This is a genomic window from Hydrococcus rivularis NIES-593 (assembly GCF_001904635.1).
GTDB lineage: Bacteria > Cyanobacteriota > Cyanobacteriia > Cyanobacteriales > Microcystaceae > Hydrococcus > Hydrococcus rivularis.
This window is the reverse complement of the sequence record NZ_MRCB01000038.1, coordinates 11,370-38,224: the sequence shown is the minus strand read 5'-3', so window position 1 is coordinate 38,224 and position 26,855 is coordinate 11,370. Positions and strand designations below refer to the sequence as shown.

Annotated in this window: 25 protein-coding genes; 15 read left to right on the top strand and 10 right to left on the bottom strand. The window is 45.0% G+C overall.

The annotated features are described in order from the left end of the window. Positions 1–206 precede the first annotated feature (206 nt). Positions 207–368 carry a hypothetical protein gene (locus NIES593_RS25690; RefSeq protein WP_342747388.1) on the bottom strand — a complete coding sequence of 54 codons (162 nt, stop codon included), beginning with the start codon at positions 366–368 and terminating at the stop codon, positions 207–209. Between NIES593_RS25690 and NIES593_RS25330 the strand changes: the two genes are divergently transcribed. Continuing rightward, on the top strand, positions 322–453 hold the full coding sequence (locus NIES593_RS25330) for a hypothetical protein (protein WP_281250774.1): 132 nt from the start codon (positions 322–324) through the stop codon (positions 451–453). The genes NIES593_RS25690 and NIES593_RS25330 overlap by 47 nt on opposite strands. A 74-nt stretch (positions 454–527) precedes the next feature. Then, on the top strand, positions 528–1,442 hold the full coding sequence (locus tag NIES593_RS20760) for a HEAT repeat domain-containing protein (RefSeq protein WP_073601400.1): 915 nt from the start codon (positions 528–530) through the stop codon (positions 1,440–1,442). Positions 1,443–1,618: 176 nt separating this feature from the next. Here the strand turns inward: NIES593_RS20760 and NIES593_RS20755 are convergent, their stop codons facing one another. Beyond that, a complete protein-coding gene (locus tag NIES593_RS20755; RefSeq protein ID WP_073601399.1) occupies positions 1,619–2,674 on the bottom strand; it encodes a hemerythrin domain-containing protein in 1,056 nt (351 codons plus the stop codon). Positions 2,675–3,396: 722 nt separating this feature from the next. Next, a complete protein-coding gene (locus NIES593_RS20750) occupies positions 3,397–3,594 on the bottom strand; it encodes a DUF2391 family protein (protein ID WP_073601398.1) in 198 nt (65 codons plus the stop codon). 152 nt (positions 3,595–3,746) lie between these two features. Between NIES593_RS20750 and NIES593_RS20745 the strand changes: the two genes are divergently transcribed. Beyond that, complete coding sequence (locus NIES593_RS20745) at positions 3,747–4,526, top strand: LOG family protein (RefSeq protein WP_073601397.1); 780 nt, start codon at positions 3,747–3,749, stop codon at positions 4,524–4,526. Positions 4,527–4,544: 18 nt separating this feature from the next. Here NIES593_RS20745 and pyk read toward each other — a convergent pair whose 3' ends face one another. Further along, positions 4,545–6,302, bottom strand: a complete 1,758-nt coding sequence (gene pyk, locus NIES593_RS20740; protein WP_073601396.1) for a pyruvate kinase — start codon at positions 6,300–6,302, stop codon at positions 4,545–4,547. A gap of 262 nt (positions 6,303–6,564) precedes the next feature. Here pyk and NIES593_RS20735 point away from each other — a divergent pair, with 262 nt between their 5' ends. From NIES593_RS20735 to NIES593_RS20715, 4 genes are all read left to right on the top strand, one after another. Continuing rightward, positions 6,565–6,966, top strand: a complete 402-nt coding sequence (locus tag NIES593_RS20735) for a hypothetical protein (protein WP_073601395.1) — start codon at positions 6,565–6,567, stop codon at positions 6,964–6,966. Positions 6,967–7,017: 51 nt separating this feature from the next. Further along, a complete protein-coding gene (gene ygfZ, locus NIES593_RS20730) occupies positions 7,018–8,094 on the top strand; it encodes a CAF17-like 4Fe-4S cluster assembly/insertion protein YgfZ (RefSeq protein ID WP_073601394.1) in 1,077 nt (358 codons plus the stop codon). 499 nt (positions 8,095–8,593) lie between these two features. Beyond that, positions 8,594–8,842 carry a transposase gene (locus NIES593_RS20720; RefSeq protein ID WP_083602506.1) on the top strand — a complete coding sequence of 83 codons (249 nt, stop codon included), beginning with the start codon at positions 8,594–8,596 and terminating at the stop codon, positions 8,840–8,842. 49 nt (positions 8,843–8,891) lie between these two features. Beyond that, entirely contained in the window at positions 8,892–9,353 is a 462-nt protein-coding gene (locus tag NIES593_RS20715; protein ID WP_073601393.1) for an SH3 domain-containing protein, read from the top strand. A 693-nt stretch (positions 9,354–10,046) separates the two neighbouring features. Here the strand turns inward: NIES593_RS20715 and NIES593_RS20710 are convergent. Together NIES593_RS20710 and coaD are read right to left on the bottom strand one after the other, a co-directional pair. Further along, positions 10,047–10,733, bottom strand: a complete 687-nt coding sequence (locus tag NIES593_RS20710; protein WP_073601392.1) for a F0F1 ATP synthase subunit B — start codon at positions 10,731–10,733, stop codon at positions 10,047–10,049. Positions 10,734–10,789: 56 nt separating this feature from the next. After that, positions 10,790–11,263, bottom strand: coding sequence for a pantetheine-phosphate adenylyltransferase (coaD, locus tag NIES593_RS20705; RefSeq protein WP_073601391.1), 474 nt, complete (start codon positions 11,261–11,263; stop codon positions 10,790–10,792). Between the two features lie 110 nt (positions 11,264–11,373). Between coaD and NIES593_RS20700 the strand changes: the two genes are divergently transcribed. Continuing rightward, positions 11,374–11,556: a hypothetical protein gene (locus NIES593_RS20700; RefSeq protein ID WP_073601390.1), complete on the top strand. Its 183-nt coding sequence runs from the start codon at positions 11,374–11,376 to the stop codon at positions 11,554–11,556. A 173-nt stretch (positions 11,557–11,729) separates the two neighbouring features. On the opposite strand, the gene NIES593_RS20695 is transcribed toward NIES593_RS20700, so the two are convergent. Beyond that, on the bottom strand, positions 11,730–12,233 hold the full coding sequence (locus NIES593_RS20695) for an HNH endonuclease (RefSeq protein WP_073601389.1): 504 nt from the start codon (positions 12,231–12,233) through the stop codon (positions 11,730–11,732). A 320-nt stretch (positions 12,234–12,553) separates the two neighbouring features. On the opposite strand from NIES593_RS20695, the gene NIES593_RS20690 reads away from it, so the two are divergent. The 3 genes from NIES593_RS20690 to NIES593_RS20680 all read left to right on the top strand — a co-directional run bounded on the left by NIES593_RS20690 (position 12,554) and on the right by NIES593_RS20680 (position 14,829). Beyond that, positions 12,554–13,321 (top strand): ChaB family protein, encoded by a 768-nt coding sequence (locus NIES593_RS20690; RefSeq protein WP_073601388.1) that lies wholly within the window; start codon positions 12,554–12,556, stop codon positions 13,319–13,321. Between the two features lie 147 nt (positions 13,322–13,468). Then, positions 13,469–13,975: a hypothetical protein gene (locus NIES593_RS20685; protein ID WP_073601387.1), complete on the top strand. Its 507-nt coding sequence runs from the start codon at positions 13,469–13,471 to the stop codon at positions 13,973–13,975. Between the two features lie 74 nt (positions 13,976–14,049). Then, on the top strand, positions 14,050–14,829 hold the full coding sequence (locus NIES593_RS20680; protein ID WP_073601386.1) for a photosystem II electron transport protein, Sll1252 family: 780 nt from the start codon (positions 14,050–14,052) through the stop codon (positions 14,827–14,829). Between the two features lies 1 nt (position 14,830). On the opposite strand, the gene NIES593_RS20675 is transcribed toward NIES593_RS20680, so the two are convergent. Further along, complete coding sequence (locus NIES593_RS20675) at positions 14,831–17,548, bottom strand: cation-translocating P-type ATPase (protein WP_073601385.1); 2,718 nt, start codon at positions 17,546–17,548, stop codon at positions 14,831–14,833. Positions 17,549–18,219: 671 nt separating this feature from the next. Here NIES593_RS20675 and NIES593_RS20665 point away from each other — a divergent pair. Continuing rightward, on the top strand, positions 18,220–19,590 hold the full coding sequence (locus NIES593_RS20665) for a DUF2382 domain-containing protein (protein ID WP_073601383.1): 1,371 nt from the start codon (positions 18,220–18,222) through the stop codon (positions 19,588–19,590). A 167-nt stretch (positions 19,591–19,757) separates the two neighbouring features. Beyond that, entirely contained in the window at positions 19,758–20,246 is a 489-nt protein-coding gene (locus NIES593_RS20660) for a DUF2382 domain-containing protein (protein ID WP_073601382.1), read from the top strand. Between the two features lie 50 nt (positions 20,247–20,296). Here NIES593_RS20660 and NIES593_RS20655 read toward each other — a convergent pair whose 3' ends face one another. Together NIES593_RS20655 and dapB are read right to left on the bottom strand one after the other, a co-directional pair. Beyond that, on the bottom strand, positions 20,297–20,998 hold the full coding sequence (locus tag NIES593_RS20655; RefSeq protein ID WP_073601381.1) for a phosphate ABC transporter permease: 702 nt from the start codon (positions 20,996–20,998) through the stop codon (positions 20,297–20,299). A 421-nt stretch (positions 20,999–21,419) separates the two neighbouring features. Continuing rightward, positions 21,420–22,247 (bottom strand): 4-hydroxy-tetrahydrodipicolinate reductase, encoded by an 828-nt coding sequence (gene dapB / locus NIES593_RS20650; protein WP_073601380.1) that lies wholly within the window; start codon positions 22,245–22,247, stop codon positions 21,420–21,422. Positions 22,248–22,314: 67 nt separating this feature from the next. Between dapB and NIES593_RS20645 the strand changes: the two genes are divergently transcribed. Together NIES593_RS20645 and uvrA are read left to right on the top strand one after the other, a co-directional pair. After that, a complete protein-coding gene (locus NIES593_RS20645; protein WP_073601379.1) occupies positions 22,315–23,583 on the top strand; it encodes a cyclic nucleotide-binding domain-containing protein in 1,269 nt (422 codons plus the stop codon). A gap of 162 nt (positions 23,584–23,745) precedes the next feature. Then, positions 23,746–26,661, top strand: a complete 2,916-nt coding sequence (gene uvrA / locus NIES593_RS20640; RefSeq protein ID WP_073601378.1) for an excinuclease ABC subunit UvrA — start codon at positions 23,746–23,748, stop codon at positions 26,659–26,661. Positions 26,662–26,855: the final 194 nt, after the last annotated feature.

Genomic DNA, 26,855 nt, shown 5'->3' with positions numbered 1-26,855 from the left:
GCAGACGCTACATCCCACCCTTAAAAAGGGGTGGGCTTCGCTTCCTTTCCTGTAAGCACAGAAACCTCCATTGGCACACTGTTTGCTACTCAAATATTGAATAGTGCGTTCAGCAATATTATTCGTTCGCAGATTTGACATTTAATACCATTTTTCATTCATTAATGACAGAGATGGTCGATCGCCCTCACCCCTAACCCCTCTCCCTATTTGGGAGAGGGGAGAAGAATGTCGATTGCGAAAACCTGAAATTGGTATAACGACCTCCTGAACTGAGTCTGTAACAAAAAGGTTATAATCACAGCCCATAGCATCATTGGGTTGGTCAACAGCCCGATCTTAAAGAAAGAATCCCGTTCCGATCGCATGGCTAACGCCAAGCTCATGCGGGAAAAAGCCAACTTCACCACCATCGGTAAATCTGAAGAGACTTCCAAGATTCTGGCAGTATAAAGCCGATGATGGTTGCGCTTGGAGCATTTTATATAGCTAGATATAGCTAGCAACTTGAGTTAATATCAAAAGCAATGGATAACATACTTAACTGGGAAACTCAATCTGGCGGTAGTTCTGTCCAACTGTCTCAGGCAGAGACAGATGCTTTGCTTGAAGCAGTTAGCAAGCAGCTAAATCAAGGCAGTTTCAATCCTGAAGATCGACAGCTTCTTAAACAAATGGTTGAGAGTTTGGGAGATTCGCGGGGGATGGTCAGGCTGAGTTTCGCAGAGACGTTGGGTGAAATTGGTAAACCTGCCATTCCGTTTTTACTGGACGCTTTAGCCAATCATCCCAATGCAGTCGTGCGCAGAGCTGCCGCCAAAACCCTAACGCTCATTGCCGACCCGATTGCCATTCCAACCTTGATTCGTGCCTTCTTAGAAGATGAGGATACGGTAGTTCGAGGATCTTCGGTCGGAGCGCTTGCTAGAACGGGCGAAGCAGCAGTACCAGCATTATTAGAAATTTTAGCCTCGCCAGAGCCTCCCGAAAGTACTAAGGGACACGCAGCATGGGCGTTGGCGTTTATTGGGGCAGAGGCGAAGGAGCTATTGTATCGGGAGATCTCCTCTAACTCGGCTGAGGTTCGCGCTGCCGTTGTGGGAGCGATCGCCAAAATTGCTCAAGAAGAGCCAGAAGAAGGAGCATTCAGCCTTCTGATTAACGCCTTGAGCGATCCCGCCGAAAATGTCCGGTGCGAAGCGGCAGCAGCCCTGGGCAATCTAAGCCATCGCCCAGCAATTCCCAATCTCGTCGAGTTACTGCATCATGCCGATGGAGAAAGCCGAAAGGCAGCGGCTCTCGCCTTAATGAAGATCGGCGATCGCTCTGCCATAGAACCCTTACGAACTGTATTGACCCAGGAACCCGAAGCGGCTGTCAAGCAAATAATCAAATTGTCGATTTCTCAAATTGAAAAGCACTCAGAGGAGAATGACTGGTAGTACCATTTTTCATTCATTAATGACAGAGATAGTCGATCGCCCTCACCCCCAACCCCTCTCCCAAATAGGGAGAGGGGAGAAGAATGTCGATCGCGAAAACCTGAAAATTGGTATAATAAATAATTCGGGCTAGTAATAAAGAGGGGGAAATCGAGTTTTTCCCCACCTTTAGAAGTTTAGCGAGCCATCTGACTCATCCGATTTTGCATCTGAGTTTGCAGTTGCTTCTTCGCTTCTTTAAACTGAGTTGCCATTTGCTCTTGCTGGTCGGTAGAACAGTTATTGCGAATCGCAGCAAACATGGTGGTCTCTTCTTGAGTGGTATGGTCGTTTACCATTTCCTTGACTCGTTGAAGATTGGACTTGAAGTCTGAGGAAGTGGGATCGCTTTGGCGCATCTGCTCAAGAACTTGTTTGAGTTGAGCTTGTTCGTCATAGAGTTCCTGCGTGTTATCATCCCCGTAGAAGGAACGCACGTTAGGATAGACGACCTGTTCTTCTGCCTCAGAATGCGCCATCAGATCCATGTAAAGCTGTCCGAAGTACTCTTGGCACTTCTGAGAATCGCTGCTATTCTCAATCTCAGACATCAGCGTTTTTGCCTTCTGATGATCCATGCGGATGATATCTTGAATGTTCATGTCGGATTTGTCGGACGCTTGAGTAACGGCGCTACCAACAACGCCCGTCACGGCAGCCATCGCATCCTGGATTCTTCCCCAGAAACCTCGATCTGGCTCTTGTCCGGTTAACTCCATCGTGCCCAAATATTCTAGAAAGCCTTTGAGCTGTTCTTGATGGGCGCGATTTTCAAAGTTGACTGTATTCAAAGGCGCGATCGCAGCCTCTATATCAGCTCCAACCACTTGACCTGCCTTATGAACGATTAATCCAGCCATCACCTGTGAGTGTTTGAGCAACTCGTGCTGGGTCATTTTTTCATAAAGCGACAGCTCGGATTTTCCCATCATATTACGAGCTTGCTCGATGAAGCGCTGGACGTGCTCTTTGGGTTGAGATTGAATGCCGTATTGAGTCATGACGGTATCGATAATACCCAAATTTTTCTGGTCGTCCTCTAGCATCTTACGCAGGCGATCGCTCAGTTCTTGATTATTAGTTTGCTGAAGAAACTGCTGTTCGTTGGCAATCAGCAACTCTTGAACAACTTTCATACTTGCCAACTTTTCTGCAATTGCAGAACGTTTTGCATCTGTCAATGTCGTAACCATATTATGTTCTCCTCGGTTTAAACTCTCCATCTTTAAAAGCTTTATATGAGCTTTAATTTCAAAGGAGTTATTATCTACAGTACTCTGAAGCAAGCCTTTCAACGATCTATCTACAGTCTTGTTTTCTTACTGTCGAGCTTGTTAAGAGAAAATCTTTAAATCTTAGTTGCTAGAGCAAGCTGTTCGCTTGTTTGCAATGCATTCGAGTCTTTTTCAGTGTAATTTTTAACTGAATTTTAATTGTATCTTGCCATTCTAAAATCAAAAATTAATCTAATTGGTGATACTTATATCTATCGCTAGTCAGAGAAAATCACCATTCATAAAGATGATGTTTTTTATATTCCTATATCTCTAGAAAGAAAAAAATTATATTAGCTTTTTTAAAGTAGGTGGCGCGTGGAAAAAAACTTAATTAAGTCAACTTCCTGAGAGGCAATTTCGCTAACTCGCCCATTGACGAACAATTGAGCCTCGACGAATGAGAGTGTAACGCAACCAAAGATCCCACGGATCTTCAAAGGAAAGCTGTTGAAAAAAACAGCATCAGCATTGCTGTCACCAAGGACATTATGTAATATCAATTTTTATGTTTTCGCGAGCGACATTCTTCTTCCCTCTCCCAAATAGGGAGGGGGGTTGGGGGTGAGGGCGATCGACTATCTCTGTCATTAATGAATGAAAAATGGTATAACATGAGAACTTCATCGGCGGGAGCAATATTAAAAGCAATAGTCGTCGGTGAGAGAGAGAATCGCCAGGAGTAACGGAGGTGAAACCTGGGAGCCGACGAACCAAACTTCCATCGTATAGAAGAGCAGAGGAATGCCGAAGAGAAAACCTCCAGATGCGCCGCTAATTAGATCGCTGAGTTCCTTTGACCAGTCACTAGAATGTTGGCGTTGGGCAAGCTTTTTCACAAATACGGTTGCTAATTAAAAATAAATTCCTATTTTGCCAATTAATAACGAATTTTTGCTATAAGTTATCTATCTGGGGACTAATAGTTTGTCAGTTTAGGGATAGATAAATTCGAGACTATAAGTAAGGTAAAGGCAATGGACGTGCCACTATGAGCGCCAACGAACGAGCGATCCCAGAGGATAATATCCTCAAAAACAGCATTAATGAGAACGAGAAGACGAGCGAAGCTGAAACGACATTTGCGATCGTACAGCAAGCAGTTCTTCAACTTTGGGATGTTGTTAATGGATTGAGCAGCATCCAACCTCCCAAACGACAACACTATCGGGTCACTGTATTTGGGTCGGCACGAATTCAAAAAGACACGCCGCTTTACGATGATGTTCGTTGGTTGGCGAGCGAACTGACTGCAATGGGATGCGATATCGTGACGGGTGGCGGTCCTGGGTTGATGGAAGCAGCTAATGAAGGCAGCGTGTTAGCCGATCCCAGCGATCGCTTTGAATCCATCGGTCTTCGAGTCAATTTGAGTTACGAGCAACAAACCAACCCATTTGTAGAAGAGGTCTACCAGCACCGAACCTTTTTTTCTCGCTTGCATCACTTCGTTCTGCTCTCAGATGCCTTTGTCGTTCTTCCTGGCGGCATTGGGACAACTTTGGAAGCTATGATGATTTGGCAACTGCTACAAGTTCGTCATCTACGCAACACGCCTTTAATTATGGTAGGGAAAATGTGGTTCGATCTGGTAGATTGGGCGACGAAACACATGGTCGATCGCGAACCTAAACTGGCAAATGCCGTCGATATGACGATTCCGAATTGCGTCGATACTGTAGCCGAAGCAATCGCCCTACTCCGTCAATCTCATGCCGACTGGGAAAGCTGTCAGAGCAAGGAATGTTTGACAATTTTTAAGCCCCATTAGCACATCGCTTTTTGTCTTTCACGTTCTCATCAAACCGGAGTAAACTACCCCTCGCTGTGCGTCGATAGAAATAATCGCTCCTTCGCGAATCAGACTAGCTGCATCTTTAAAGCCAACAATGACTGGAATCCCCAACCGCAAGCCAATCACGGCTGCATGGCTGGTCAGACTGGGGTCTTCAGTAACGATCCCGGCTGCTTTACGCATTGCTTCGATAAATTCGGCATTAGTGGCAGGTGCGACGAGAATGTCTCCGCGATCGAAATTTCCAACTTCTCTGGCGTGGCGAGCTACTCTCGCACAACCGCTAGCCACTCCCTGACCGATGCCAATGCCTTTGCCCAATATCGCTTTCACCACTTCTACTTTAATGAGATCGGTCGAACCCGAAACGCCTTGCAGCGTTCCTGCCGTCATTACCACCAGATCTCCATCGGCTAAAAAATAATTTTCTTGAGCCATATTGATAGCCGCTTGGAAGGTTTGACTGGTGGAAGGCAAATCGAGCATCATCAAGGGTTTAACGCCCCAAACTAATTGCAATTGACGAGCCACATCGACGTGGGGCGTGACCGCTAAAATTGGGGTTTGCGGTCGAAACTTAGAAACGTTGCGGGCGGTTGCTCCCGATTTAGTTAAGGTTATAATGGCGGCTGCTTCTAGTTGTTCGGCGATTTGACTGACAGCAGCAGAGATGGCGTTGGGGATCGATTGCTTGGCAGTGGTTCGTTGCTGGCTGCGGATTTGTTCCTGTTCGATCCGTTCGGCGATGCGTGCCATCGTTGCTACTGCTTCTACAGGATATTTACCAACCGCCGTTTCGTTGGAGAGCATTACGGCATCGGTTCCATCGAGAATAGCATTGGCGACATCCGATACCTCGGCACGGGTGGGACGAGGATTATTGACCATGCTGTCTAGCATCTGAGTTGCGGTAATAATCGGAATGCCCAACTGGTTTGCCGTCGCGATCAGCCGCTTTTGCAGAATCGGAACATCTTCTGCGGGCAATTCCACGCCCAAATCTCCTCGCGCCACCATGACTCCATTGCAGAGGGACAGAATTTCTTCAATCTCCTCGATCGCTTCGTGCTTTTCAATCTTGGCAATCACAGGGACGGATTTTCCGGCACTGGCGATCAAATCTTTAATTTCTAGAATATCTTGCGGGTTGCGAACAAAGCTAAGGGCGACCCAATCGACTCCTTGATCCAGCCCAAACATCAAATCGGTTTTGTCTTTATCGGTCAAAGCTTTGACCGACAGATAAACCCCCGGAAAATTTACCCCCTTATTACTCGATAGGGTGCCGCCCACTATTACTCGACAATACAACTCTCGGCTTTGGCGATCGATTTTTTCTACCCGCATTTCTACCTTACCGTCGTCGAGTAGAATTCTGGCTCCTTCAGGAACTTCGTCGGTAAGATATTCATAACTGACGTAGCTTATTTCTTGAGTGCATTCAACTTCTCGACTGGTCAGAATGAAGGGGTCGCCGGGTTTAAGCGCGATCGACTGACATTTAAACTTGCCCAGACGAATTTTGGGACCTTGCAAATCCTGTAAAATCCCGACGGGTTTGTTCAACTCAAACGCCGTCTGACGAATCAGACGAATGCTCCGTTGGTGATCTTCGTGAGTTCCGTGGGAGAAGTTGAGGCGTAGGGTTGTTGCACCTGCCTGAATTAGTTGGCGGAGAACTCCCCGTTTAGTAGTGGCAGGTCCAATGGTGGCAACAATTTTGGTTCGGCGATGCACGGTGCGCGGTTGCATATTCGATTTGGGGAAGATGAGCAAGCTGTAATAATACTAGCTTTGAGTATACATTGACAAACAGTGACTCACACAGACGAGCAGAAGAGATTTTTGAGAGTTTCTGCTTTTCTATCTCAAGAAGCGTAGAAAGAGTATAGCGTTTTATCTAGGTTTATGATTCATTGACACTCGCAGTCAATTTTACTTTTAGAAAAGTTAAAAAAAATTTGTCTTAGTATTAAATCTTTCTGTAGACTTAAGCCAACGAGCGAGGAAGAATATGAAACCCAAATTTAAAACCGCACTGGCTTGGGAGCAAGCTCAACTATTGATGCAGCCTGCTTTTATTCGAGTGATAGATAATATTCGCAAACAGCTTGACGAATCTTCATGGCAGGGAACTTACCAAGAAATACAAACTCCCTATCCCGGTTACTTACTTTGTTTGACTCAGGGCGATCGCTCGGTGAGGGTCGATCTTTGGAGCCTTTGTTTTCAAGTCTGTTTTCTCGACTACAACCCTGCCCAAATACAGATAGTTGATGAGACGGAGGAAACTACTCAAGAGATTGAGGTCGATACCAGTTTAATTGATGAAACAGGAGATGTTGATTGGCATCGCTTAGAAACCAAAACGCAACAATTAGTTAAAGAGATTTTCGCTAATTTACCATCTAATTAACAGGGTAAAAGACAAGAAAGTGATTTTGCTAATAAGCAATCCAAAGTCAATATGATACAGGCATTACGGGATATTCAAAAAAAAATAGGGGCAATCTTTGAGGGAGAGTCTAACACTCCGAGCAGTTTTGGCAACGATCGCGAGGCGATAGAGGCAGCTAAAGCAGGAGTAGCCTTGTGGGATCGCTCTAGTTGGGGACTGTTGCAACTCAAAGGAGAAGATCGCTCGCGCTTTCTCCACAACCAAACGACGAATAATATTAACTCTCTTCAACCCGGACAAGGATGCGATACGGTTTTCGTCAATTCCACCGGACGAACCCTCGATCTCGCCACAGCCTACCTAACCGAAGACGCTATCCTCATCCTCGTCTCTCCCAACCGCCGAGGGCAACTCATGCAATGGATGGATCGCTATATCTTCCCGATGGATAAGGTAGAATTAGCCGATATTTCTTATGATAATGCTATTTTCACGCTAATAGGTCCCGAAAGCGATTCTTTAGTCAAACAATTAGCAGGCGAGTCAATGTCATTGGTCGATCGACCAGAAGGCAGTCACCTACTGGTGCAGATAGGGGAAAATTCAATCCGCATAGCAGTAGGAAGCGGATTGGCATTGCCGGGATATACTTTAATCGTGCCAGTAGAAGCAGCCGCTCAAATCTGGTCTAAACTGACTGGATTGGGTGCAATTCCTCTGGGCGATCGCGTTTGGGAACAATTGCGAATCTTACAGGGAAGACCCGTTCCCGATAAAGAACTGACAGAAGACTACAATCCTCTAGAAGCTGGACTCTGGAAAGCCATTTCCTTTGACAAAGGCTGCTATATCGGTCAAGAAACGATCGCTCGTCTCAATACCTATAAAGGCGTAAAACAAAGGCTCTGGGGAGTCAAATTGAACGCTCCCGTTGCAGCAGGCACTCCAGTTACCCTCGAAGGAGATAAAGTCGGCGTGCTTACTAGCCTCATTGAAACTGAAGCAGGGTTATTTGGTTTAGCTTACGTTCGCACTAAAGCAGGCGGTGCAGGGTTGACGGTAGCAGTAGGCGAAGCGTCGGGAGAATTAGTCAGCGTGCCGTTTTTAACCCACGAATATTATCAGCCGCAAAAAGGTAATTTTTAATTCCAAATTCGCTAAAACGGCAATTTTTCCCCTACCCGTACGGCTATCCGCCCTACTTATGTGGCTGGAGGAGCGTTATCGTCAGATTTTCGCCTTAAGTTAGATTATAGTCGCGATCGCGTACAGAAGATTTCAGGCGATCGCGACTGGAACGATACAGAGTTTTTGCAAAGACATCAAGGTATCGTCAGTAGTAACTATTATCAGTGAGATTTTCTGCCGCATAGCCTATGTAGAAATCGTCATCCCAGCCCATCGGCAGCCATTTTGGACAGCCAGTCAGTAGAAACAGCAACCACGATCCATTTAGAAGTAGGTTATGGTACGGGCAAAAAAATTAAAGTTCGTAAACGTCATATTTTGGTCGATACTTTGGGATAATTAATAGTTGTCGTAGTCACAGCCGCCAATCTTCGGTGCCGAGAAGGTGTAAGGTTAGTATTTGCTCGACTAGATCGTTTAAAAACAAGATTTCATCGTTTGGTCAAGATTTGGGTCGATGGTGGTTACCCTTGGTGAAGATTTTATGCGCTGGGTTATGGATGTTTATCATTGGGTTCTCGAAACAGTACTACGTTCTGATACGGCACAAGGCTTTGAAGTTTTACCTCGACGTTGGGTTGTCGAACGGACTTTTGGCTGGTTTAACTGGTGCCGACGTTTGAGTAAAGATTATGAAGTCTTGCCTTCTACTTCTGAGGCAATGATTCAAGTCGCCATGATTCGGATATTAGGCTTAGACGTTTAGCATAATCAAAGACTTTTCAGACATCTTCTTAAAAACTTTCAGAACAACAATGAAAAAATTACTCGTTCTTGGACTGGTTGCTGTTTCTACTCTCATTGCTTCATCTAAACCCGTTCATGCTGGTACGGCGGGTCGCGGTATGGTTTACAGTGCTGATGGGTATGCTAATGTCCGCAGCGCACCCAACGCTAAAATTCTTCGTCGCTGTCCTAACGGGTCGATAGTTTTTACTGAAACTGGATACTATTACAAGGGCTGGTTACGAATCTTTAGCGACCAATGCGGAGATGGATATATGCACGAGTCGCAGCTTGTCTATCCCGAAGCTAACGTGCAGTTTATCAGTCGCGATGGATATACTAACGTTCGCTCCACACCTAACGGACGCATCATCGGGCAGATTGCTACTGGTCGGACTGCCGAAGTCTATCTCCGTAAGGGAGAATGGTTAATGATTGTGAGTGACGATTACAGTATTTCCGGCTGGGTACATCAATCCCAAGTTGAATGAGGAATTTGAGTAGCGATCGCGCCCAAGGCAGCTTTTTCCAAAAACTAAGTTTCTATGAGCATTGACTACGAACTCGACAAATGGATTCAATCCAATTGGCAAAGAGACTCTAGACTTTACACTCTAACCCTTTGCCAGAATATCTTTGGCGCGTGGGCAATCACAAAAACCTGGGGCAGTGCTATTAAGAGAGGATTTGGGAAATCTTAAGATTTAGTTGGCTCTGATTATCAATCTGGTCTAGAAACTTACTATAAATTGCAACAACAGAAGGGAGAAAAGAGGATATAAAAGGGTTGGATGAGAAATCTAAAAGTGTAAGCGATCGCTCTTAGAAAATGAAATTCTAATACCAATTTAAACTGAAGAACTGGCGGATGACTTAAACTGAGAAGCAACGTTGCTGGTGCTTCTCATGGTTGGGATGACTTCAATCGAAGTGAAAGAAAGTGTGGACGAGTTAGCCGTTCGATTACGTCAAGCGAAAACGCCAAAAGAGGAGAAATACAATCCGTAAAGGGGCTGGCATATTTCCGGAAAGCTGGGATCATTGCGATCTTACATTTAATTTACCCCTCCCACTTATTATTTCTAGAGAAGAACCTTTTTATTTCTAGAGAAGAACCTTTCCTCCAATTCCTACTAAGGAAAGCAAGACTGCTTGCGGACGTTTAAAGTGCGATCGGGTTTTCGCTATCGCGTTCTCTTCGTACCGGGAAGCTTCTTGTCCGAGGGGGCTTGGGAGATAGTATTAGGAGATAGCTGCTGTCGTCCGTTGCGAATCACCTGTAACATTTCACCGAGTTGTTGTTCGATATTACTCAGAACGCGATCGGCATATTCGTCGGCACCGTTTTGAATCTCCGCACATTCGGCTTGCGTTCGCTTCAACATTTCCTGAAATTCCTGCTGGGCTGCGCGGCGCATTTGCTCAATTTGGGCAAAAGTCTGTCGTTGCATGGCTTCGCACTCTTGCTGCACTTGCTGTCGGATTTGATGGGCTTCCCCTTGTGCCCGTTGCACAATCGCCATCTCATCCTCAATTTGTGCTGCCCGTTGATGAGCCGATTGAATGATCTGTTGTGCGTACTCTTCCGCTTCCGATAAAATTTCCTGCCTTTGCTGAAGGATTTCCATCGCTTTCTCAAAGGCTTCAGGCAAATTCATTCTCACCAAATCTAATTGATTTAGCAATTTATCCTCATCTACCAACGTCCGACGACTCATAGGAACGCGAGGACTATCAAGAATTATCTCTTCGAGTCGGTCGAGTTCTCGTTGAAGATCGAAATCCATAGCACGACCGGGAGTAGACATGTTAACTTGCTCGGACGGATCGTCTTTAGATGAATTACCTGAAGATAGATCTGGGCGAAACATAATATAATAAATATTTTCCTTTAACAATAGCTTATCAATGAATTTAGAATTTCTTTTTAAGAGTAATATTGATAAATGTCTCTGGCGACATTTTCTGGAACTAGGTGAGCGACAGAACCGCCAAATTTAGCAATTTCTTTGACAATACTGCTACTCAAAAAACTGTACTCTTTAGCCGTTGCTAAAAACACCGTTTCGATTTCATCTCGCAATGTTTTGTTGGTGTGAGCCATCTGTAATTCTTTTTCAAAGTCGGAAAGCACTCGCAGTCCTCGCAAGAGAACTCTAGCCTTACGCAATTTAGCATACTCCACTGTCAGCCCGAGAAAACTATCAACTTCTACATTCGGTAGATGTTGAGTACAATAACGAATTTGTTCGAGTCGTTTCTCTACTGAAAACATCGGTTGCTTGCTAGTATTGCATAACACAGCAACGATAACCCTCTCAAATAGTTGTCCCGCTCTTTCGATGAGATCGAGATGACCCAAAGTAATTGGATCGAAGCTACCAGGATAAATTGCAATCACGAGTCAATTATATATTCCAAATTTTTCTGAGAGTTATTATTCTCTGTTTGCTCGCATAAAAGCAAGACCTAATTGTAGACTATTCTTTAGAGATAAAGTCTAAAAAAACTATGAACCCTGGAAAACTTCTCGTACTTGCCGCTATAGCGATTATCGTCCTCAAGTTCGTTGCCTCCCTATTCGGCAAAGGAGATCTCCTTATCTTAAATAGATTAGTTACTGTTCTACTCATTCTGTTCGTTACCGTTGAGCTTGTTAAGTTAGGGCAAATCCTCTGGGAAAGATTTGTTTAAACATAAAATTAAAAGCAGGTAGTCCAAACTAATAACTCTTTTGCCTATCTAAGATTGACAAGAAATAGAAGGTTATTGTTTAAACTTGTCAGTTTTTGCTCTAGTTGTTGTTCTATTGAGAGTTAGTCAATTAAAAATAAAAAAGGAACGTACTTTAATCAATCGCTCGTTCCTTAACTAATTCCTCCTATTACATATTTTCGCCACTCTTGATTGAGATTGCCCCTAGTGTGCTTGACAATTTCAAAGTGAAGGCTACTGTAAGGTTTTCGCGGTTGATGCCTCAGATGCATGCCTGCCTCTTTTGGGGTGCGATTGCCTTTTTTGACATTGCAACGCACACAAGCTGTCACTAAATTTTCCCAGGTATCTCCACCACCGCGCGATCGCGGGATCACATGATCTAGGGTTAATTGCTCTCCTTTGTAATTACAGTATTGACAACTGTGACGATCTCGTTCGAGAATGTTGCGACGGGTTAAGGGAATTTCTTTGTAGGGAACGCGAACGTAATGTCGCAGTCGAATAACAGAAGGAAGCGGAAAGTTGGCGTACACTTGTTGACCGTTATGTTCTAACTGCTCTGCTTTGCCTTTGAGTAATAAAACGACCGCCCTTCGCCAACTGGTGATATTGAGCGGTTCGTATGAGGCGTTTAACACCAGAACCTTGCCCATCGATATCGAAGAGTAAATAATTTTATCCCAGATGGTAGCATACTTGACTTTGGACTGTCTGCTATATCAAGCAAGAAAAAGACAATCTTCGCAATTATTCCTCCGATTGCGAATTGATAATTGAAAATTGTGCTTCAAAAACTGGGTTTTTCCTAATCACCTTTCCTTGATTTTTCTCGATTGACTTTTCGATCTATTCCCTAAGTTAGATCGACGCGCCAAATTTTTCTTTGAGTGTCTTTCGTCTAATAGATGCATAACCTAGGAGAAACTTGTTCAAATAGCAATGAAGTTACACAAAAGATGGGGATAAAAAACAAATGCCTCAAGAATACCAAGCAGAACGCACGATTACCGCCGTTTTTAAACAAGAAAGTCAGATTAATGACGTAATTAAGCGTTTGTTAGACAGAGGAGTGTCCCGCGACCATATCTCCGTTATGGGCAGAAATTTTCAGTCCCAAACGCGTATTACTGGCTTTATTACCAAAAAAGATGTCATTCTCGGCGGACTTAAAAATGGAGCCATTTTTGGATCTTTATTTGGTTCTTTTCTGAGTCTGCTAACAGGAGTTGGAGTCCTATTTATCCCCTTCGTCGGTTCGGTAGTTGCCGCAGGTCCGATTAGCGCGATTTTACTGGGAGCGGCAAGCGGCGCGATCGCTGGAAGTGCCGGAGCTGGCTTAGCATCAGCACTCGCTACCCTTGGCATGCCACAAGACAAGGCAGCTATTTATGAAACCCGTCTAAAAGCCGGAGATTTTATCGTCATGGTGGAAGTTCCTGCCGATAAATCCGGGGAATTTCAACTCTTACTCGAAAGCGCTGGCGCAGAGGAAATCCACACCACCAATGCGCCCTTATCTCGTGTTTGTCGCGGTCGTTGTAGCAGCCCAGAAGACTTATCGCCCGAAGTTCGCTCCCATCTCTCACCAGCCGCTCAGAAAACCTTTATCGAGCGCTACAACGCCGTTTATGATGAGACCAATGACGAAATACAGGCAGAGCAGGCCGCTTGGGACAAGATTCGCCAAGAATATGAAGAAGACGAGAACGGCATTTGGTCTAAGGCTAAAGTAGCAGTTTAATCTTCTTCTTAGGGTTTGGCAATGCCAAACCCGTACCTCTGACAATTCGCAATCACAAAAACAATTACGCTTTGGCAATCAATAATGCTAGCTAGTATAGGAACTGATAAATTGTAGTTATACCCTCATCGCAACCGATTTAGAACGATGAACTATCTGATTGCCGTACTACCCGATCGCACTAAGGCAGAAGCTGCCTATACCGCACTCGAAAAAGCTGGTATTCCCACCGAGCAACTAACGATTCTCGGTCAAGGCTACAAAACGGCAGATGAATTCGGTTTAATCGATCCTAAAGAGCAAGCCAAGAAACGCGCTATCGTGATGGCATACTGGCTAGTTCCCTTCGGTTTTGCTGCGGGTTATGTATTTAACCTGATTACCGGTTTGGATACCTTTGACTGGGCAGGAGAACCGGGCAACCATATTTTGGGCGGACTGGCAGGCGCAATTGCAGGCGCAATGGGAAGCATCTTCGTAGGCGGTGGCGTTGGTTTGTCATCCGGTAGCGGCGATGCCCTCTCTTACCGCAATCGCCTCAATGCAGGTAAATATATTATCGTGGTGAAAGGATCGGAAACGATTAAAAATAAAGCAACTGCTATTCTCCGCGAGTTTGAGCCAGAAAATCTCCAAGGTTACCAAGAATCTTGAGATTGGTCGTCGGTCATTAGTATTAAACAAGAGACGAATGACAAATGGCAAAGGACAAACGACAAAGGTAAAACATGCTGCCAAGAGAAGAATTATTAAAAGGGGTCGAGAATCGAGAAGAAATTGCTCGCATCGTCGATAAAGCCGAACAAGCTCTCAGAACCTGGGAAATGGCTTTAACGGACTTTCTCTCGCCCCCCGTTTTGGCAGAAGCGCAGCAAATTTTTGGACGTTTGACCGAAATCGAGTATATTGCTTGGGGAGGCTATCCGCAGGCAGAACGCCAGCGAATCGGAATGGCGCGATCGCACATCCGGCTGGATCCTTCGCAAATTCAAATAACTGCTCTCGATATTGCAGGGAATTTCCTCTTCGATCCCGCCAATCATCGAGATTTTTTAGGCGCGATTTTAGGAACTGGAATCGTCCGCGATAAGGTGGGAGATATTATCGTTTTGGGAGAAAGAGGCGCACAAGTTCTCGTCGTACCAGAAATAGCAGAATTTTTGGAAACGTCTTTAGTGCAAGTGCGTTCCGTACCCGTCAAGACTCAGCGCATCGATTTGAGCGAACTTAAGGTACGTCCGCCTCAGAAAAAAGAGATAACGACGGTTGAAGCTTCGATGCGACTAGATGCGATCGCTTCGGCAGGATTTGGGATGTCTCGCAGCAAGATGGCAGACGCGATCGCGGCGGGAGATGTTAGAGTCAATTGGAAAGAAGTGACGCAAGCTAGCTATACGGTCAAAATCGGAGACTTAATCTCGGTGCGGGGGAAAGGGCGCTTGCAAGTCAATGAAGTGGATCTCACCAAAAAACAACGCTATCGCGTGCAACTAACCCGTTTCATTTAGCTCAAACCGCGATTCTTCTAGAATTTCTATTCTTAAAAAGTTTCCAGATTTGAATAATTAGCAATGGAATTGTACTCATTCCCAAAATTAAGCCCCATTGTTCTAAACTGGGAGGGACAATTAATAGTACTTGCGCTAGGAAGGGAACGTAGACAGCTATGAGAATCAGCCCCGTACAAATCAATAGCGCTAACCAAATAAAGCGATTTTGAGTTACCTCATTGCGGAACAAGCGAGAGTCGCTATCGCGCATATTGAAGACGTGCCAAAGTCTTGTAAAAGCTAGGGTAAGGAAGGAAATCGTAACCGCCCTGCGTTCTTCTAATGCCAACACCCTAAGAGAGAGAATAAACACGCCGAGAATGGTAGCGGCGATAATAATTCCGTAACCCGCGATCGCGCCCCAGTGACGGCGAGTTAAAATCGGCTCGTGACTGGGGCGAGGGGGATGCTTCATTTGTTGGAGATTGCCCTCTCCAACTCCCAAGGCTAGGGCAGGGAAAACATCGTTAACCGCATTGATAAAAAGAATTTGCAAGGGAAATAAAGGTAAAGGCAGGTTAGCGATAGAAGCTACGGCTACGGCGATAATTTGTCCGGTATTGCCAGAAAGTAAATAGAGAGTAAACTTGCGGATGTTGGCAAAGATCGCCCGTCCCTGTTCGATCGCGGCGACGATGGTAGGGAAAGCATCGTCCTGAAGCACCATATCTGCTGCTTCGCGGGCTACTTGCGTGCCTCGCTTGCCCATGGCAATGCCGATGTCTGCTTTTTTCAAAGCTGGGGCATCGTTGACCCCATCCCCCGTCATGGCAACTACCGCACCTGCTTGTTGGTGAATGGCAATCAAGTTAAGCTTTTGTTCGGGACTGACGCGGGCAAAAATCGGAACTTGTCGAAGTTGAAGTTTTTCTTGGTCGGATAACTCGTCTGGATTTTTCAATTCTTTGCCCAGTCTCGCTTCTGCTTCTTGCTCGCTGGTCAAACCTACCGCTAATCCAATCTGTCGAGCGGTGATCGGTTGGTCTCCCGTTAGCATAATTACTCGAATTCCCGCTTGCTGACATTCTTGAATCGCAGCTTTGGCATCCTGTCGCGGGGGATCTAAGAGTCCCAAAATGCCGAGGAATGTCAGTTGCTCGTAAGCAGGGGCATCGGGATTATCGACGGTTTTCTCTGCCAAAGCCAGAATCCGCAACCCATCTCGCGCCATGCGATCGCCTCGTTCTTGCCAGTAGTCGCGGTCTTGTTGGCTCATCGGTTGGGATCCCTCTGGCGTTAGCTTGTGGGTGCAGGCGGGAAGGACGGACTCCGAGGCACCTTTGACGGCAAAGCGATAACCATCTCCAGCTTTGTGAATGGTCGCCATCATTTTCGTCTCCGACTCAAATGCCACCTCGCGCACTTCGGGAAACTCTCTGAGCAGTTCCTCTTTATGAATTCCGGCTTTTGCCCCAGCGACTAACAGCGCCACTTCCATCGGATCGCCGATCGCATTGTCGTTGCTGCTTTCGGGTAAGTGAGCGTTATTGCACAGAACGCCTACTTCTAAAGCCGAACGCAAGATCTTCTCTTGTAACGGATCGATTTTCCTGCCTTGGCGGGTAAACTCTCCCTTCGCTTCAAGGGCTTCTCCTGTGACCTGTACTTCCCCCGATTCGAGGACAATCTGGGTGACAGTCATGCGGTTTTCGGTGAGAGTACCCGTTTTATCGGTGCAAATGATGCTCGTCGCTCCCAACGTTTCCACTGCCGAGAGGCGATTGATTAGGGCGTTGCGCTTCGCCATGCGCCACATTCCCCGCGCCAAAGCTACGGTAGCCACAATTGGCAGTCCTTCTGGAACGGCCCCTACTGCCAGGGCGACTGCCGTTACTATCATTAAATACAAATCTTTGCCGCCGAGGATCCCCGCGATCGCGACCAACACTACAATAATTGCAGTTACCCAAATCAGGTTTTGACCCAGTTTATCCAGTCGTTTTTCTAAGGGGGTGACTTCTTCTTTTGCCGAGGCTGTTAGGGAAGAGATATGTCCCAATTCCGTGTTCATTCCCGTTGCTACAACTATCCCTTCTCCAGTCCCTCTAGTAATTGCCGTCCCCTTGAACAACATATTGGTGCGTTCTGCTAAGGGTAAATCTCTCTCTAAGGTGTCTGCGGTTTTACTGACCGGAACCGATTCGCCCGTCAGTGCAGATTCATCGGCTTGTAATTTAGAAGCTTCTAGGATGCGCAGATCGGCAGGAACTAAATCGCCGCCTTCAAAAACAACGATGTCTCCAGGAACTATTTCCTCAGAGGGGATTTCCTGTACTCTGCCATCCCTACGCACTTTGGCGTGAGTGCGACTGAGTTTCTGCAAAGACTCCATCGAATTGACAGCTTTGACTTCTGTGACAAACCCAATACCAGCATTGAGGAGGATGGCAATCAAAATCGCAATTCCCTCAACCCACTCTTGAAAAGAAAATGAGAGAATTGCCGCTACTGCTAGCAAGGCGACGATCGGGCTTTTAAACTGCTCGATCGCAATCTGCCAGTTACTGCGGCGCTTTAGCTGTTGCAAGCGATTCCAACCATATTGCTGTCGTCTTCTCTCGACTTCGGATGCTGGCAGTCCGCGATCGCGATCGACTGACAAGATTTTGAGAACATCTGTTATTGCATGGGAACTGGCTTCTAAGGAATCTAATAACTCTATGTTGGCGTTAGTCATGTTCTCAATTTCCGATCGATCGACTCGACATCAGCAATGCTTTTTATTCTAAAGCGAGTTCATCAATTTATCCTCTACCTTAATGTAGATTTATTCCTTCGGGATCGGTTAGATTTTGGTTCAAAATCTTTACAATTTAAAGTTTCTTTTGAAAAAGCTTCAATGAGATTACCGGAATATTTAAGACGATTATCCCCCGTAAAATTTATTTCCTCTATATTAATCAAAATTAATTTTTAAAATTTAAAAAATAGGGAATTGGAAATTAATATTTTTAACTTAGCGATCGCCGACTACTTTTCATATCTTCCTCCAGTGATAACAGTAGGTAAAGGATTTTATCCTGACTACTCAATCGCACCAAGAATAAATTTCTGGGAAACCAGATTTCAAGTTCGATAAGACGGACTTTAATCTCTCAGTCCGAGCATTTATTTTCTGGCTACTTATTCTGCTTCTGCCTTACGGAGTAACCCCCTCTATCAACCTTTCTATCTAAAGATAAAATCAGTTTTTTTAGCGACCCAATTTGCTCAAAATCTATCTAATGAGTTAGATCGAGTTCAATTGTTAATCTATTTCATTAGTTAGATGAAGAAAATTCCTGCGATCGCTAAGTTAGAAATATCAACCTTGCAGAAAAAATAAGAAGAATTCGGGGAGAAAATTCCATGGCATTAAGAAAAATTGGCGATCTATATCCTAGCTATAAAGAGGATATTTTTGGCGGCGATGATATCAAGAATTTTTCAGTTTACAGCGACAACGACAAAAAAATTGGTTCGGTTCAGGATCTCCTCGTCGATGAAGGAGGACGATTCCGTTATTTAGTCATAAACACGGGTTTTTTGGGCTTAGGAAAAAAAGTTTTACTTCCTGTAGGTTCAGCCAAGATCGACTACAGTCGCGAGCGAGTTTATGCATCAGGCTTTACTAAAGAGCAGGCAGAAAACTTGCCCGAATATAACGACAATATGACCGTTGACTACGACTACGAAGAAAGGGTCAGACATTCCTACAGAAGACCAACTGCTGGCGTTGCCGGAACTGCTGCCCCAGCTTACGATCGCAGCAGCTACAGTTACGATCGCGATCCCGAATTGTATCAAATGAGCGATCGCGAACACGGACGGTTCGGACAGTACCAAAATCGTCTGATGTCTTTCAAAGATCGCTTCCGGTTCGGTAACAGAACGGGAAATAATCATCTGTACAAGATTGGCGATCTCTACCCAAACTATAAAGAAGACATCTTTGGCGACGACGATATCAAAGGCTATTCAGTCTACAGCGACACAGATGAACGAGTTGGTGCCGTTTACGATATTCTTGTCGATGGAACGGGTAATTTTCGTTACTTTGTAGTTAATACAGGCTTCTTGGGCATTGGCAAGAAGATCTTGCTACCGATTGGCAGGGCGAGAATCGATCGCGATCGCAATCGTATCTATGCAGCAGGTTTTACTAAAGAGCAAGCACAAAACTTGCCCGAATATAACGATGATATGACCGTTGACTACGACTACGAAGAAAGGGTCAGACATTCCTACAGAAGACCAACTGCTGGCGTTGCCGGAACTACTGCCTCGTCTTACGATCGCGATGCCGCTCTCTACGATATAAACGAACAAAATCATCAGCAGCTTAAGCTGTATGAGGAGCGTTTGATTGCCAATAAACACCGTTTCAATACTGGTACGGTAACAGTTGGCAAGCGGGTAGAAACCGATACCGCACGGGTTTCTGTTCCGGTAGAAAAAGAGCGTGTCGTTATCGAGCGCAAAGAACCCATGAGTACAACTCCAGTAACTCCCGATGCCACTGCTTTCAAAGAAGGCGAAGTTGCTCGGATGGAAGTCTATGAAGAAACAGCCGACGTGCAAAAACAAGCCTATGTCCGCGAAGAAGTCAACATCAGAAAAGAAACCGATCGCGAAACGGTAGAAATGCAAGATACAGTGCGTCGCGAAGAACTGGAAGTTGATGCTGACGGAAACCCAATTATTCGCTCGGATAGCGAAAACCGTCGCGATCGCATCTAAAAGATTAAGGTTCTACGCACTTTTACTAAGTAGAAGAAAGCTCCGCCTTACGATGGCGGAGTTCTCTAAAATCGTCCAAAGTTCGCCAGAAAAGAGGGAATTAATATTACTAGGAAATCTGCGATCGGGAATTGGCTTAAAACTGTAGTTGCTGAGGAAGTACTGAAATGAGTGAAGTTGAACAAACCCCTATGGCAAACGATCGCTTCGATAAAAAACAAGAGGCAACAGAAGACTTATCGGTTTCCTTATTGGAGGAGAAATTACTGGTTAATCGCAACAAACGAAAAGTTGGTGAAGTAGTCATTCGCAAACAAATCGAAACTCGTTTCGTGCAAGTTCCAGTTCGATGGGAAAAATTAATTGTCGAACAAATTGGAGCTGAAAATGAAAATAAACAACTTGCACAAATCGATCTCGGACATGGAGAGGTTACCGGAGTCGATCTCAAACAACTGCCTGCTCCCGATTCGGGTTACACGGTTAGGGGTGAATTTGTCTCGCTGAAGGCGGCTAGCAATCTTCTAGAAGCGATCGCTCTAAGATCGCCACATGGATGTTCTAAAGTCAGAATAGAAATAACAGTCAGCGATCGCGAAAAACAAGTATTCTATCAGGAAACGATCGATCGTTGTTCGGTAAAAAAAAATAAATAATGAGAAATAGCCTAAATTTTATTAACTAAAAAAAGCTTGCTCGTCTGATTCTAACGCCTACGACGCTTGACAGAACTAGCCCTACGGCGAGAAGGCGGAGCATCTTCGCTAGAACCACCTAACTCGCGACTGACTTGTAGAAACACATCCCGCCGTAAATAAGGATATTCGCCTATCCAAAGATCGTTTCTGGGAAGATAGACATCAGTAATCTTGTCAATCCTATATAAATCGGGTTGCTTTGATAAAACCAACATCTCAGCAATTTGACCGGGGATAATTCCTTTATGAATGCGACGCAAAGGCGCTTGTACGGTAGCGCGAAATCCCTCCTTATCTCCTACTTCTAGGTTAATTCGTTTCTCCTTATTTTCGATAATAACTAACTCGCCCCGTTTGTTAACTGTTTCTTCCTCGCCAATGAGTTCTTCAGTAATGTATACATCTAGTACCTGACCTCGCCAAAAACCGCTATAGGGAAAGCGACGGTAAGAATTGTTGCGCACGCTTGCCCAATAAACCGGACTCCACAACCAATACAAACCGGCAATGATATCCAAGATCAGTTTAATCGCAAGCCATCCCTCGCCAAAAAGTTTTCCCAATAACCAAAATGTCGTCAAAGCAACCATAGAAATCAATAGCCGCCTAATAAAATCCGATGGCTTGCCCCAGTAATAGGCATACTGAGGTCCTGTAGCAATTAAAGGAATAATTTCTTCAAAGGTTTGACGAGTAAGGGGTACTAACATGAATTTTGTCTTTTCCAGACTCGGTTACAAAGATAAGGCAGGCTATTTCCAGCATATCCGTTAGATATAAGCTTTTCCAACCTTAACAAAGATAAGATGCTTCTAACCTTTGTCCGACATGTCATTCTTCGCTGCGCTTCACTCAGAATGATATTGGCCGTAGTTATATCAAATTGGTTGAACAAACAAAGACAATAACCAGTAGTGCGAGCTAGAAGCTCGCGTTCGAGCAGCCATGAAAAGCAAGCGAGATGTATGCGCTTACGCGCACGCTACGATAAGTGCACTGCGCTTTATGGTTAATTAAACGGATTTAAGATTAGTTACTTTGAAGATTCTTCGTTGCCCTAACGCTTCACTCAGAATGATATTGGCTACATGGCATTTTACGTTTTTCTTTCTTATGAAGCAGAGTTTTTGACTACAAAATCTTTTCTAAGCCATAGACTAGGGATTTGAGTTGAGTGACTTTGCGGATGGCGAGGAGAACTCCAGGCATATAGCAAGCTCGATCCATGGTATCGTGGCGCAGAGTATAAATTTGACCGGGGGCACCAAAAATGACTTCCTGATGGGCAATCAAGCCGGGAAGGCGAACGCTGTGGATGCGAATGTTTTCTCCAGTTAATCCGCCTCTTGCACCTGTAATCGTTTCGGTTTCTTTAACTGAAGTAGGATTGTAAGTTTTGCCCAACTCAGAGAGCATTTCGGCGGTTTTAATCGCGGTTCCGCTGGGGGCATCTGCTTTTTGATTGTGGTGCAGTTCGATGATTTCTACATGGTCGAAGTATTGAGAAGCTTGGATGGCAGCTTGTTGCAGTAAAACTACGCCAATACAGAAATTGGGGATAATTAAGCAACCCGTGCTGGCTTTTTCAGCAAAATCCGCGAGATCCTGAATTTGCTCTGGCGTGAGTCCGGTAGTTCCTACGACGGGACGAATTCCATAGGCGATCGCGCTGCGTACGTTATCATAAACGCCATCGGGATGGGTAAAATCTACCATTACTCCTTGGACTTTTTCCTGGGTGGCAAGTACTAAGACACTCTGTAAGTCATCAACGATTGGCACTTCTAACTCGCCGCACCCTGCGACTTTCCCCACATCTTGCCCCCGATAGTCGGGATTGCGGTCTACTGCCCCGACTAATATCATATCCTCGGCATTAGCAACGGCTTTGATAACCTCGCGACCCATTTTGCCTGCCGCACCGTTGACGACGACGGGTATAGGAGATTCATTTGCCATCATTGTTTGAGATATCCTTTTGTTATGAACATGAGTGCGAGAAATTTACACCCACTCCAGTCATCTTATGGCGATCGCTGCATTCTTACAAGGCGTATTAGGTGCTTCCAGTTTAGCAATCGGAGCTTGCGTTGGCGTTAGTTGGCAACCCAAGCAAGCGTTTTCTGCTGCGATTATGGCGTTTGGCAGTGGAACTTTGATTTCTGCGATCGCGTTTGAAATTACGCCGAAAGTGTACCGAGAGAATGGCTTTCTCCCCCTCGCGATCGGGTTTGCGATCGGCGGGATCTTATTTACCAGTCTAAGTCAATACATCGACGAGCATGGGGGATTTTTGCGAAAACCCGCTTCGAGTCGTCGCTACTTGTTGGAACATCAGGCAGAAGAAACGGATGTTTTGAAACGAATTGCTCGCGTCGAGGTGATGCAGCACTTGCCTGAATCAGAAAAAGAAGCTCTGGCGGCTCTTTTGAACCCTACCTACGCTCAACCCGGAGATATATTATGCCGAGAGGGAGATCCGGGAGATTACTTCTACATGATTGTATCGGGAGAAGCAGAAGTTCGTAAGGGACGCTCGGTTCTGACAACTTTGGGCGAGGGGGAAATTTTTGGAGAGATGTCGCTGCTAACTGGGGAACCGCGATCGGCTACTGTAGTGGCTCGTACGCCAATGAAATTATATCAATTAAATCAGGAAAATTTCGGTCGAGTTTTAACGCGCTCTCCTCATCTCGCTTGGGCACTAAGTCGTACTTTGGCGCGTCGCTTGCGCATCTCAAACGAGTCACAAGTCGCAGCAGAACGCCATTTAGAGCGTTGGCGACAACAATTGATGGAACAGGTAGAACTCGATCGCTTGCTGCGAGAAGATCCCACGACTATCGCAGGATTGGTCAAGCGTTCTGCCCCTATAGCCATTCTCATTGGTTCATTATTGGATAATATCCCCGAAGCGATTGCGATTGGTATGAATGCCGGAAACAGTCAAATCGGCTGGTCGTTTCTGCTGGCGGTGTTTATTTCTAATTTTCCCGAAGCTTTATCGAGTGCGGCGGGAATGCGCCAAGCAGGAACTTCTAAGCATCAAATTCTTGCTCTCTGGATCGGGGTAGTTATTTTGAGTGGATTTGTTGCGATCGCGGGGTATTTTTTAGAAAATAGCATCTCCGATTTCTTCGTCGCAATTGCAGAAGCCATTGCAGGTGGTGCAATTCTAGCGATGCTGGCTAGTACCATGATGCCTGAAGCCTTCGAGTTAGGCGGCAGTTCGGTTTCTTATTCCACCATTGCCGGGTTTTTGTTAGGTTTTGCGATCGCGTCGATCGGGTCTTGAAATTTGCCGATCGGCAGAAAAAAATCCTGCAAAATAGTATATGCTGGCTCAGTTATTGGTTCGCGAGCTGAGACTCGCACCTTTGGCAAAAGCTCAACTCTATTAAAATAGACTGAAATTCCTATCGGGTCTCCTTTATTAGCCAGGAAATTCATTACAATCATGGCTCAGTCCCAAGCAAATCGAAATCAAAACACTATCCGAATCCGCGGCGCAAGACAACACAATCTCAAGAATATTGACCTAGAGATTCCCCGCGATCGACTGATCGTCTTTACGGGAGTTTCTGGTTCTGGAAAATCTTCTCTGGCGTTTGATACGATTTTTGCCGAGGGACAGCGACGCTATGTTGAATCTCTTAGTGCCTATGCGCGTCAGTTTCTCGGACAATTGGACAAACCCGATGTAGACGCGATCGAGGGGTTAAGTCCCGCCATTTCCATCGATCAAAAATCCACTTCTCATAACCCGCGTTCTACGGTTGGAACGGTCACGGAGATTTATGATTATCTAAGACTGTTATTTGGTCGTGCGGGAGAACCTCACTGTCCGATTTGCGATCGCAATATTGCCCCCCAAACCATCGATGAAATGAGCGATCGCGTCATGGAACTTCCCGACCGCACCCGCTTTCAGATTCTTGCTCCCGTCGTTCGCGGCAAAAAAGGAACGCACAAGCAATTGTTATCGAGTTTAGCCTCTCAGGGATTCGTGCGCGTCAGGGTTGATGGAGAAGTGAGAGAACTTTCCGATGCGATCGAATTGGATAAAAATCATAAACACGATATTGAAATCGTTGTCGATCGCTTAATTAAAAAACCTGGTATCGAAGAACGTCTAGCCGACTCTCTGACAACCTGTCTCAAAAATTCTAGCGGCGTTGCCGTTATCGAATTGTTAAACGATTCGTCTACAGAGACAGCAACAGAATCAAATAACGGGAAAAAACCCCAACCCAAGACGCAAGAAATTATCTTTTCAGAAAACTTTGCCTGTCCCGAACATGGGGCAGTTATGGAAGAATTATCCCCTCGATTATTTTCTTTTAACTCTCCCTATGGCGCTTGTCCCCACTGTCACGGATTGGGAAGTTTGCGAACTTTCTCGCCAGAATTAGTCATTCCCGACCCCACGCAGCCAGTTTACGCCGCGATCGCGCCCTGGTCTGATAAAGATAATTCCTATTACCTTTCTCTAATCTACAGCATCGGACGAGCCTATGGATTTGAACTACAAACTCCCTGGAATCTACTCACTCCCGAACAGCAACACGTCCTTCTTTATGGCAGTGAAGAACCGATCTATTTTGAAGATGATTCCCGCTTTCGAGAAGGCAAGGGATACTATCGCAATTTTGCTGGCATTCTTGCCATGCTCGATCGCAATTATCAAGAAACCAGTTCGGATATTATCAAACAAAAATTAGAGAAATATATCGTCAATCAACCCTGTAATGTTTGTCAGGGAAAGAGACTCAAACCCGAAGCCCTTTCAGTTAGATTAGGACAATATCGAATTACCGATTTAACCAACGTCCCCATTCGAGAATGTCTAGAGAGAATTAATCACTTACAATTAACCCCCAGACAAGCGATTATTGGCGATCTAGCGCTGAGAGAAATTAAAGCGAGATTGCAGTTTTTAATCGATGTGGGTTTAGATTATTTAACCCTAGACCGTGCTGCCATGACTCTTTCGGGTGGAGAAGCGCAAAGAATTCGTTTAGCCACTCAAATTGGGGCAGGATTAACGGGAGTACTTTATGTCTTAGATGAACCCAGTATTGGATTGCATCAGCGAGACAACGGACGCTTGTTAAATACTCTCAAAAAATTGCGAGATTTGGGCAATACCTTAATTGTTGTCGAACACGATGAAGAAACGATTCATAGTGCAGATTATCTCGTCGATATTGGACCAAAAGCAGGGATTCATGGAGGAGAAATAGTTTGTCAGGGAGATTTAAAAACTTTACTCCAAACTGAAGCTTCTTTAACGGGAGCATATTTATCGGGAAGAAAAGTTATAGAAACTCCCGAAATCAGAAGAGAAGGAAACGGGTTTTCTTTATTTCTCAAAAATTGCCACCTTAATAACCTCAAACATATTAATGTAGAAATTCCTCTCGGTAAATTAGTTAGTATTACCGGGGTTTCTGGTTCTGGAAAATCTACCTTAGTCAACGAACTTTTATATCCTGCCTTACAACATCATCTCACTCGTCAAGTTCCTTTTCCTAAACAATTAGGAGAAATTAAAGGACTTGATGCTATCGATAAAGTCATTGTTATCGATCAGTCTCCGATTGGGAGAACGCCTCGTTCTAATCCGGCAACTTATACTGGAGTTTTTGATGTTATTCGCGATATTTTTGCCGAAACAATTGAAGCAAAAGCGAGAGGATATAAACCCGGACAATTTTCTTTTAATGTCAAAGGAGGACGATGCGAAGCGTGTAGCGGACAGGGAGTGAATGTTATCGAAATGAATTTTCTCCCCGATGTTTATGTGCAATGCGATGTATGTAAAGGCGCCAGATATAACCGAGAAACTTTGCAAGTGAAATATAAAGGAAAATCCATTGCTGATGTTTTAGATATGACAGTTGAGGAAGCTTTAGATGTCTTTCAAAACATTCCCAGAGCTTTTAATCGCTTGCAAACATTAGTCGATGTCGGATTGGGTTATATTAAATTGGGACAACCCGCACCTACTCTATCTGGTGGAGAAGCACAGCGAGTAAAATTAGCCTCAGAATTGTCTCGTCGCGCTACAGGAAAAACCCTTTATTTAATCGACGAACCAACGACAGGTTTATCCTTTTATGATGTTCATCATTTATTAAACGTATTGCAACGTTTAGTAGACAAAGGGAATTCTATTCTAGTAATCGAACACAATTTAGATGTCATTCGTTGTGCGGATTGGGTAATCGATTTGGGACCAGAAGGCGGCGACAGAGGCGGAGAAATTATTGCAGTCGGAACGCCAGAAGAAGTGGCAGAAAATCCTAATTCATACACGGGTCAATATTTAAAGCAGGTGTTAAAGCAACATCCACCCAAAGCGATCGCTTGAAAAAATAGCTTTTAGCTGACAGGTTGTCCCAGAATTATAAAATGCGTCATGTTGAGCGTAGCGATTGCGAAACGAAACATCTTATCCCAATTAGTAATTCGCAATTAGTCAGCAGTTCTGTGTGCGTGTGCGATCGCGGAATCCATAAAGTTTGTACGGACGGGTAGGGGCAGGTTTGACAAAAAAGAATAACA

What these genes read in the sequence shown, in the direction of transcription:
- NIES593_RS20685 (WP_073601387.1), top strand. Translation starts at nt 13,469, where the DNA reads ATGAACTATCTGATTGCCGTACTACCCGATCGCACTAAGGCAGAAGCT.
- NIES593_RS20645 (WP_073601379.1), top strand. Translation starts at nt 22,315, where the DNA reads ATGGCGATCGCTGCATTCTTACAAGGCGTATTAGGTGCTTCCAGTTTA.
- NIES593_RS20745 (WP_073601397.1), top strand. Translation starts at nt 3,747, where the DNA reads ATGAGCGCCAACGAACGAGCGATCCCAGAGGATAATATCCTCAAAAAC.
- NIES593_RS20675 (WP_073601385.1), bottom strand. Translation starts at nt 17,548, where the DNA reads ATGACTAACGCCAACATAGAGTTATTAGATTCCTTAGAAGCCAGTTCC.
- NIES593_RS20760 (WP_073601400.1), top strand. Translation starts at nt 528, where the DNA reads ATGGATAACATACTTAACTGGGAAACTCAATCTGGCGGTAGTTCTGTC.
- NIES593_RS25690 (WP_342747388.1), bottom strand. Translation starts at nt 368, where the DNA reads ATGCGATCGGAACGGGATTCTTTCTTTAAGATCGGGCTGTTGACCAAC.
- NIES593_RS20755 (WP_073601399.1), bottom strand. Translation starts at nt 2,674, where the DNA reads ATGGTTACGACATTGACAGATGCAAAACGTTCTGCAATTGCAGAAAAG.
- NIES593_RS20720 (WP_083602506.1), top strand. Translation starts at nt 8,594, where the DNA reads ATGGTGGTTACCCTTGGTGAAGATTTTATGCGCTGGGTTATGGATGTT.
- NIES593_RS20700 (WP_073601390.1), top strand. Translation starts at nt 11,374, where the DNA reads ATGAACCCTGGAAAACTTCTCGTACTTGCCGCTATAGCGATTATCGTC.
- NIES593_RS20690 (WP_073601388.1), top strand. Translation starts at nt 12,554, where the DNA reads ATGCCTCAAGAATACCAAGCAGAACGCACGATTACCGCCGTTTTTAAA.
- NIES593_RS20665 (WP_073601383.1), top strand. Translation starts at nt 18,220, where the DNA reads ATGGCATTAAGAAAAATTGGCGATCTATATCCTAGCTATAAAGAGGAT.
- NIES593_RS20680 (WP_073601386.1), top strand. Translation starts at nt 14,050, where the DNA reads ATGCTGCCAAGAGAAGAATTATTAAAAGGGGTCGAGAATCGAGAAGAA.
- NIES593_RS20660 (WP_073601382.1), top strand. Translation starts at nt 19,758, where the DNA reads ATGAGTGAAGTTGAACAAACCCCTATGGCAAACGATCGCTTCGATAAA.
- NIES593_RS20710 (WP_073601392.1), bottom strand. Translation starts at nt 10,733, where the DNA reads ATGTTTCGCCCAGATCTATCTTCAGGTAATTCATCTAAAGACGATCCG.
- pyk (WP_073601396.1), bottom strand. Translation starts at nt 6,302, where the DNA reads ATGCAACCGCGCACCGTGCATCGCCGAACCAAAATTGTTGCCACCATT.
- uvrA (WP_073601378.1), top strand. Translation starts at nt 23,746, where the DNA reads ATGGCTCAGTCCCAAGCAAATCGAAATCAAAACACTATCCGAATCCGC.
- NIES593_RS20715 (WP_073601393.1), top strand. Translation starts at nt 8,892, where the DNA reads ATGAAAAAATTACTCGTTCTTGGACTGGTTGCTGTTTCTACTCTCATT.
- NIES593_RS20655 (WP_073601381.1), bottom strand. Translation starts at nt 20,998, where the DNA reads ATGTTAGTACCCCTTACTCGTCAAACCTTTGAAGAAATTATTCCTTTA.
- ygfZ (WP_073601394.1), top strand. Translation starts at nt 7,018, where the DNA reads ATGATACAGGCATTACGGGATATTCAAAAAAAAATAGGGGCAATCTTT.
- NIES593_RS20695 (WP_073601389.1), bottom strand. Translation starts at nt 12,233, where the DNA reads ATGGGCAAGGTTCTGGTGTTAAACGCCTCATACGAACCGCTCAATATC.
- dapB (WP_073601380.1), bottom strand. Translation starts at nt 22,247, where the DNA reads ATGGCAAATGAATCTCCTATACCCGTCGTCGTCAACGGTGCGGCAGGC.
- NIES593_RS20735 (WP_073601395.1), top strand. Translation starts at nt 6,565, where the DNA reads ATGAAACCCAAATTTAAAACCGCACTGGCTTGGGAGCAAGCTCAACTA.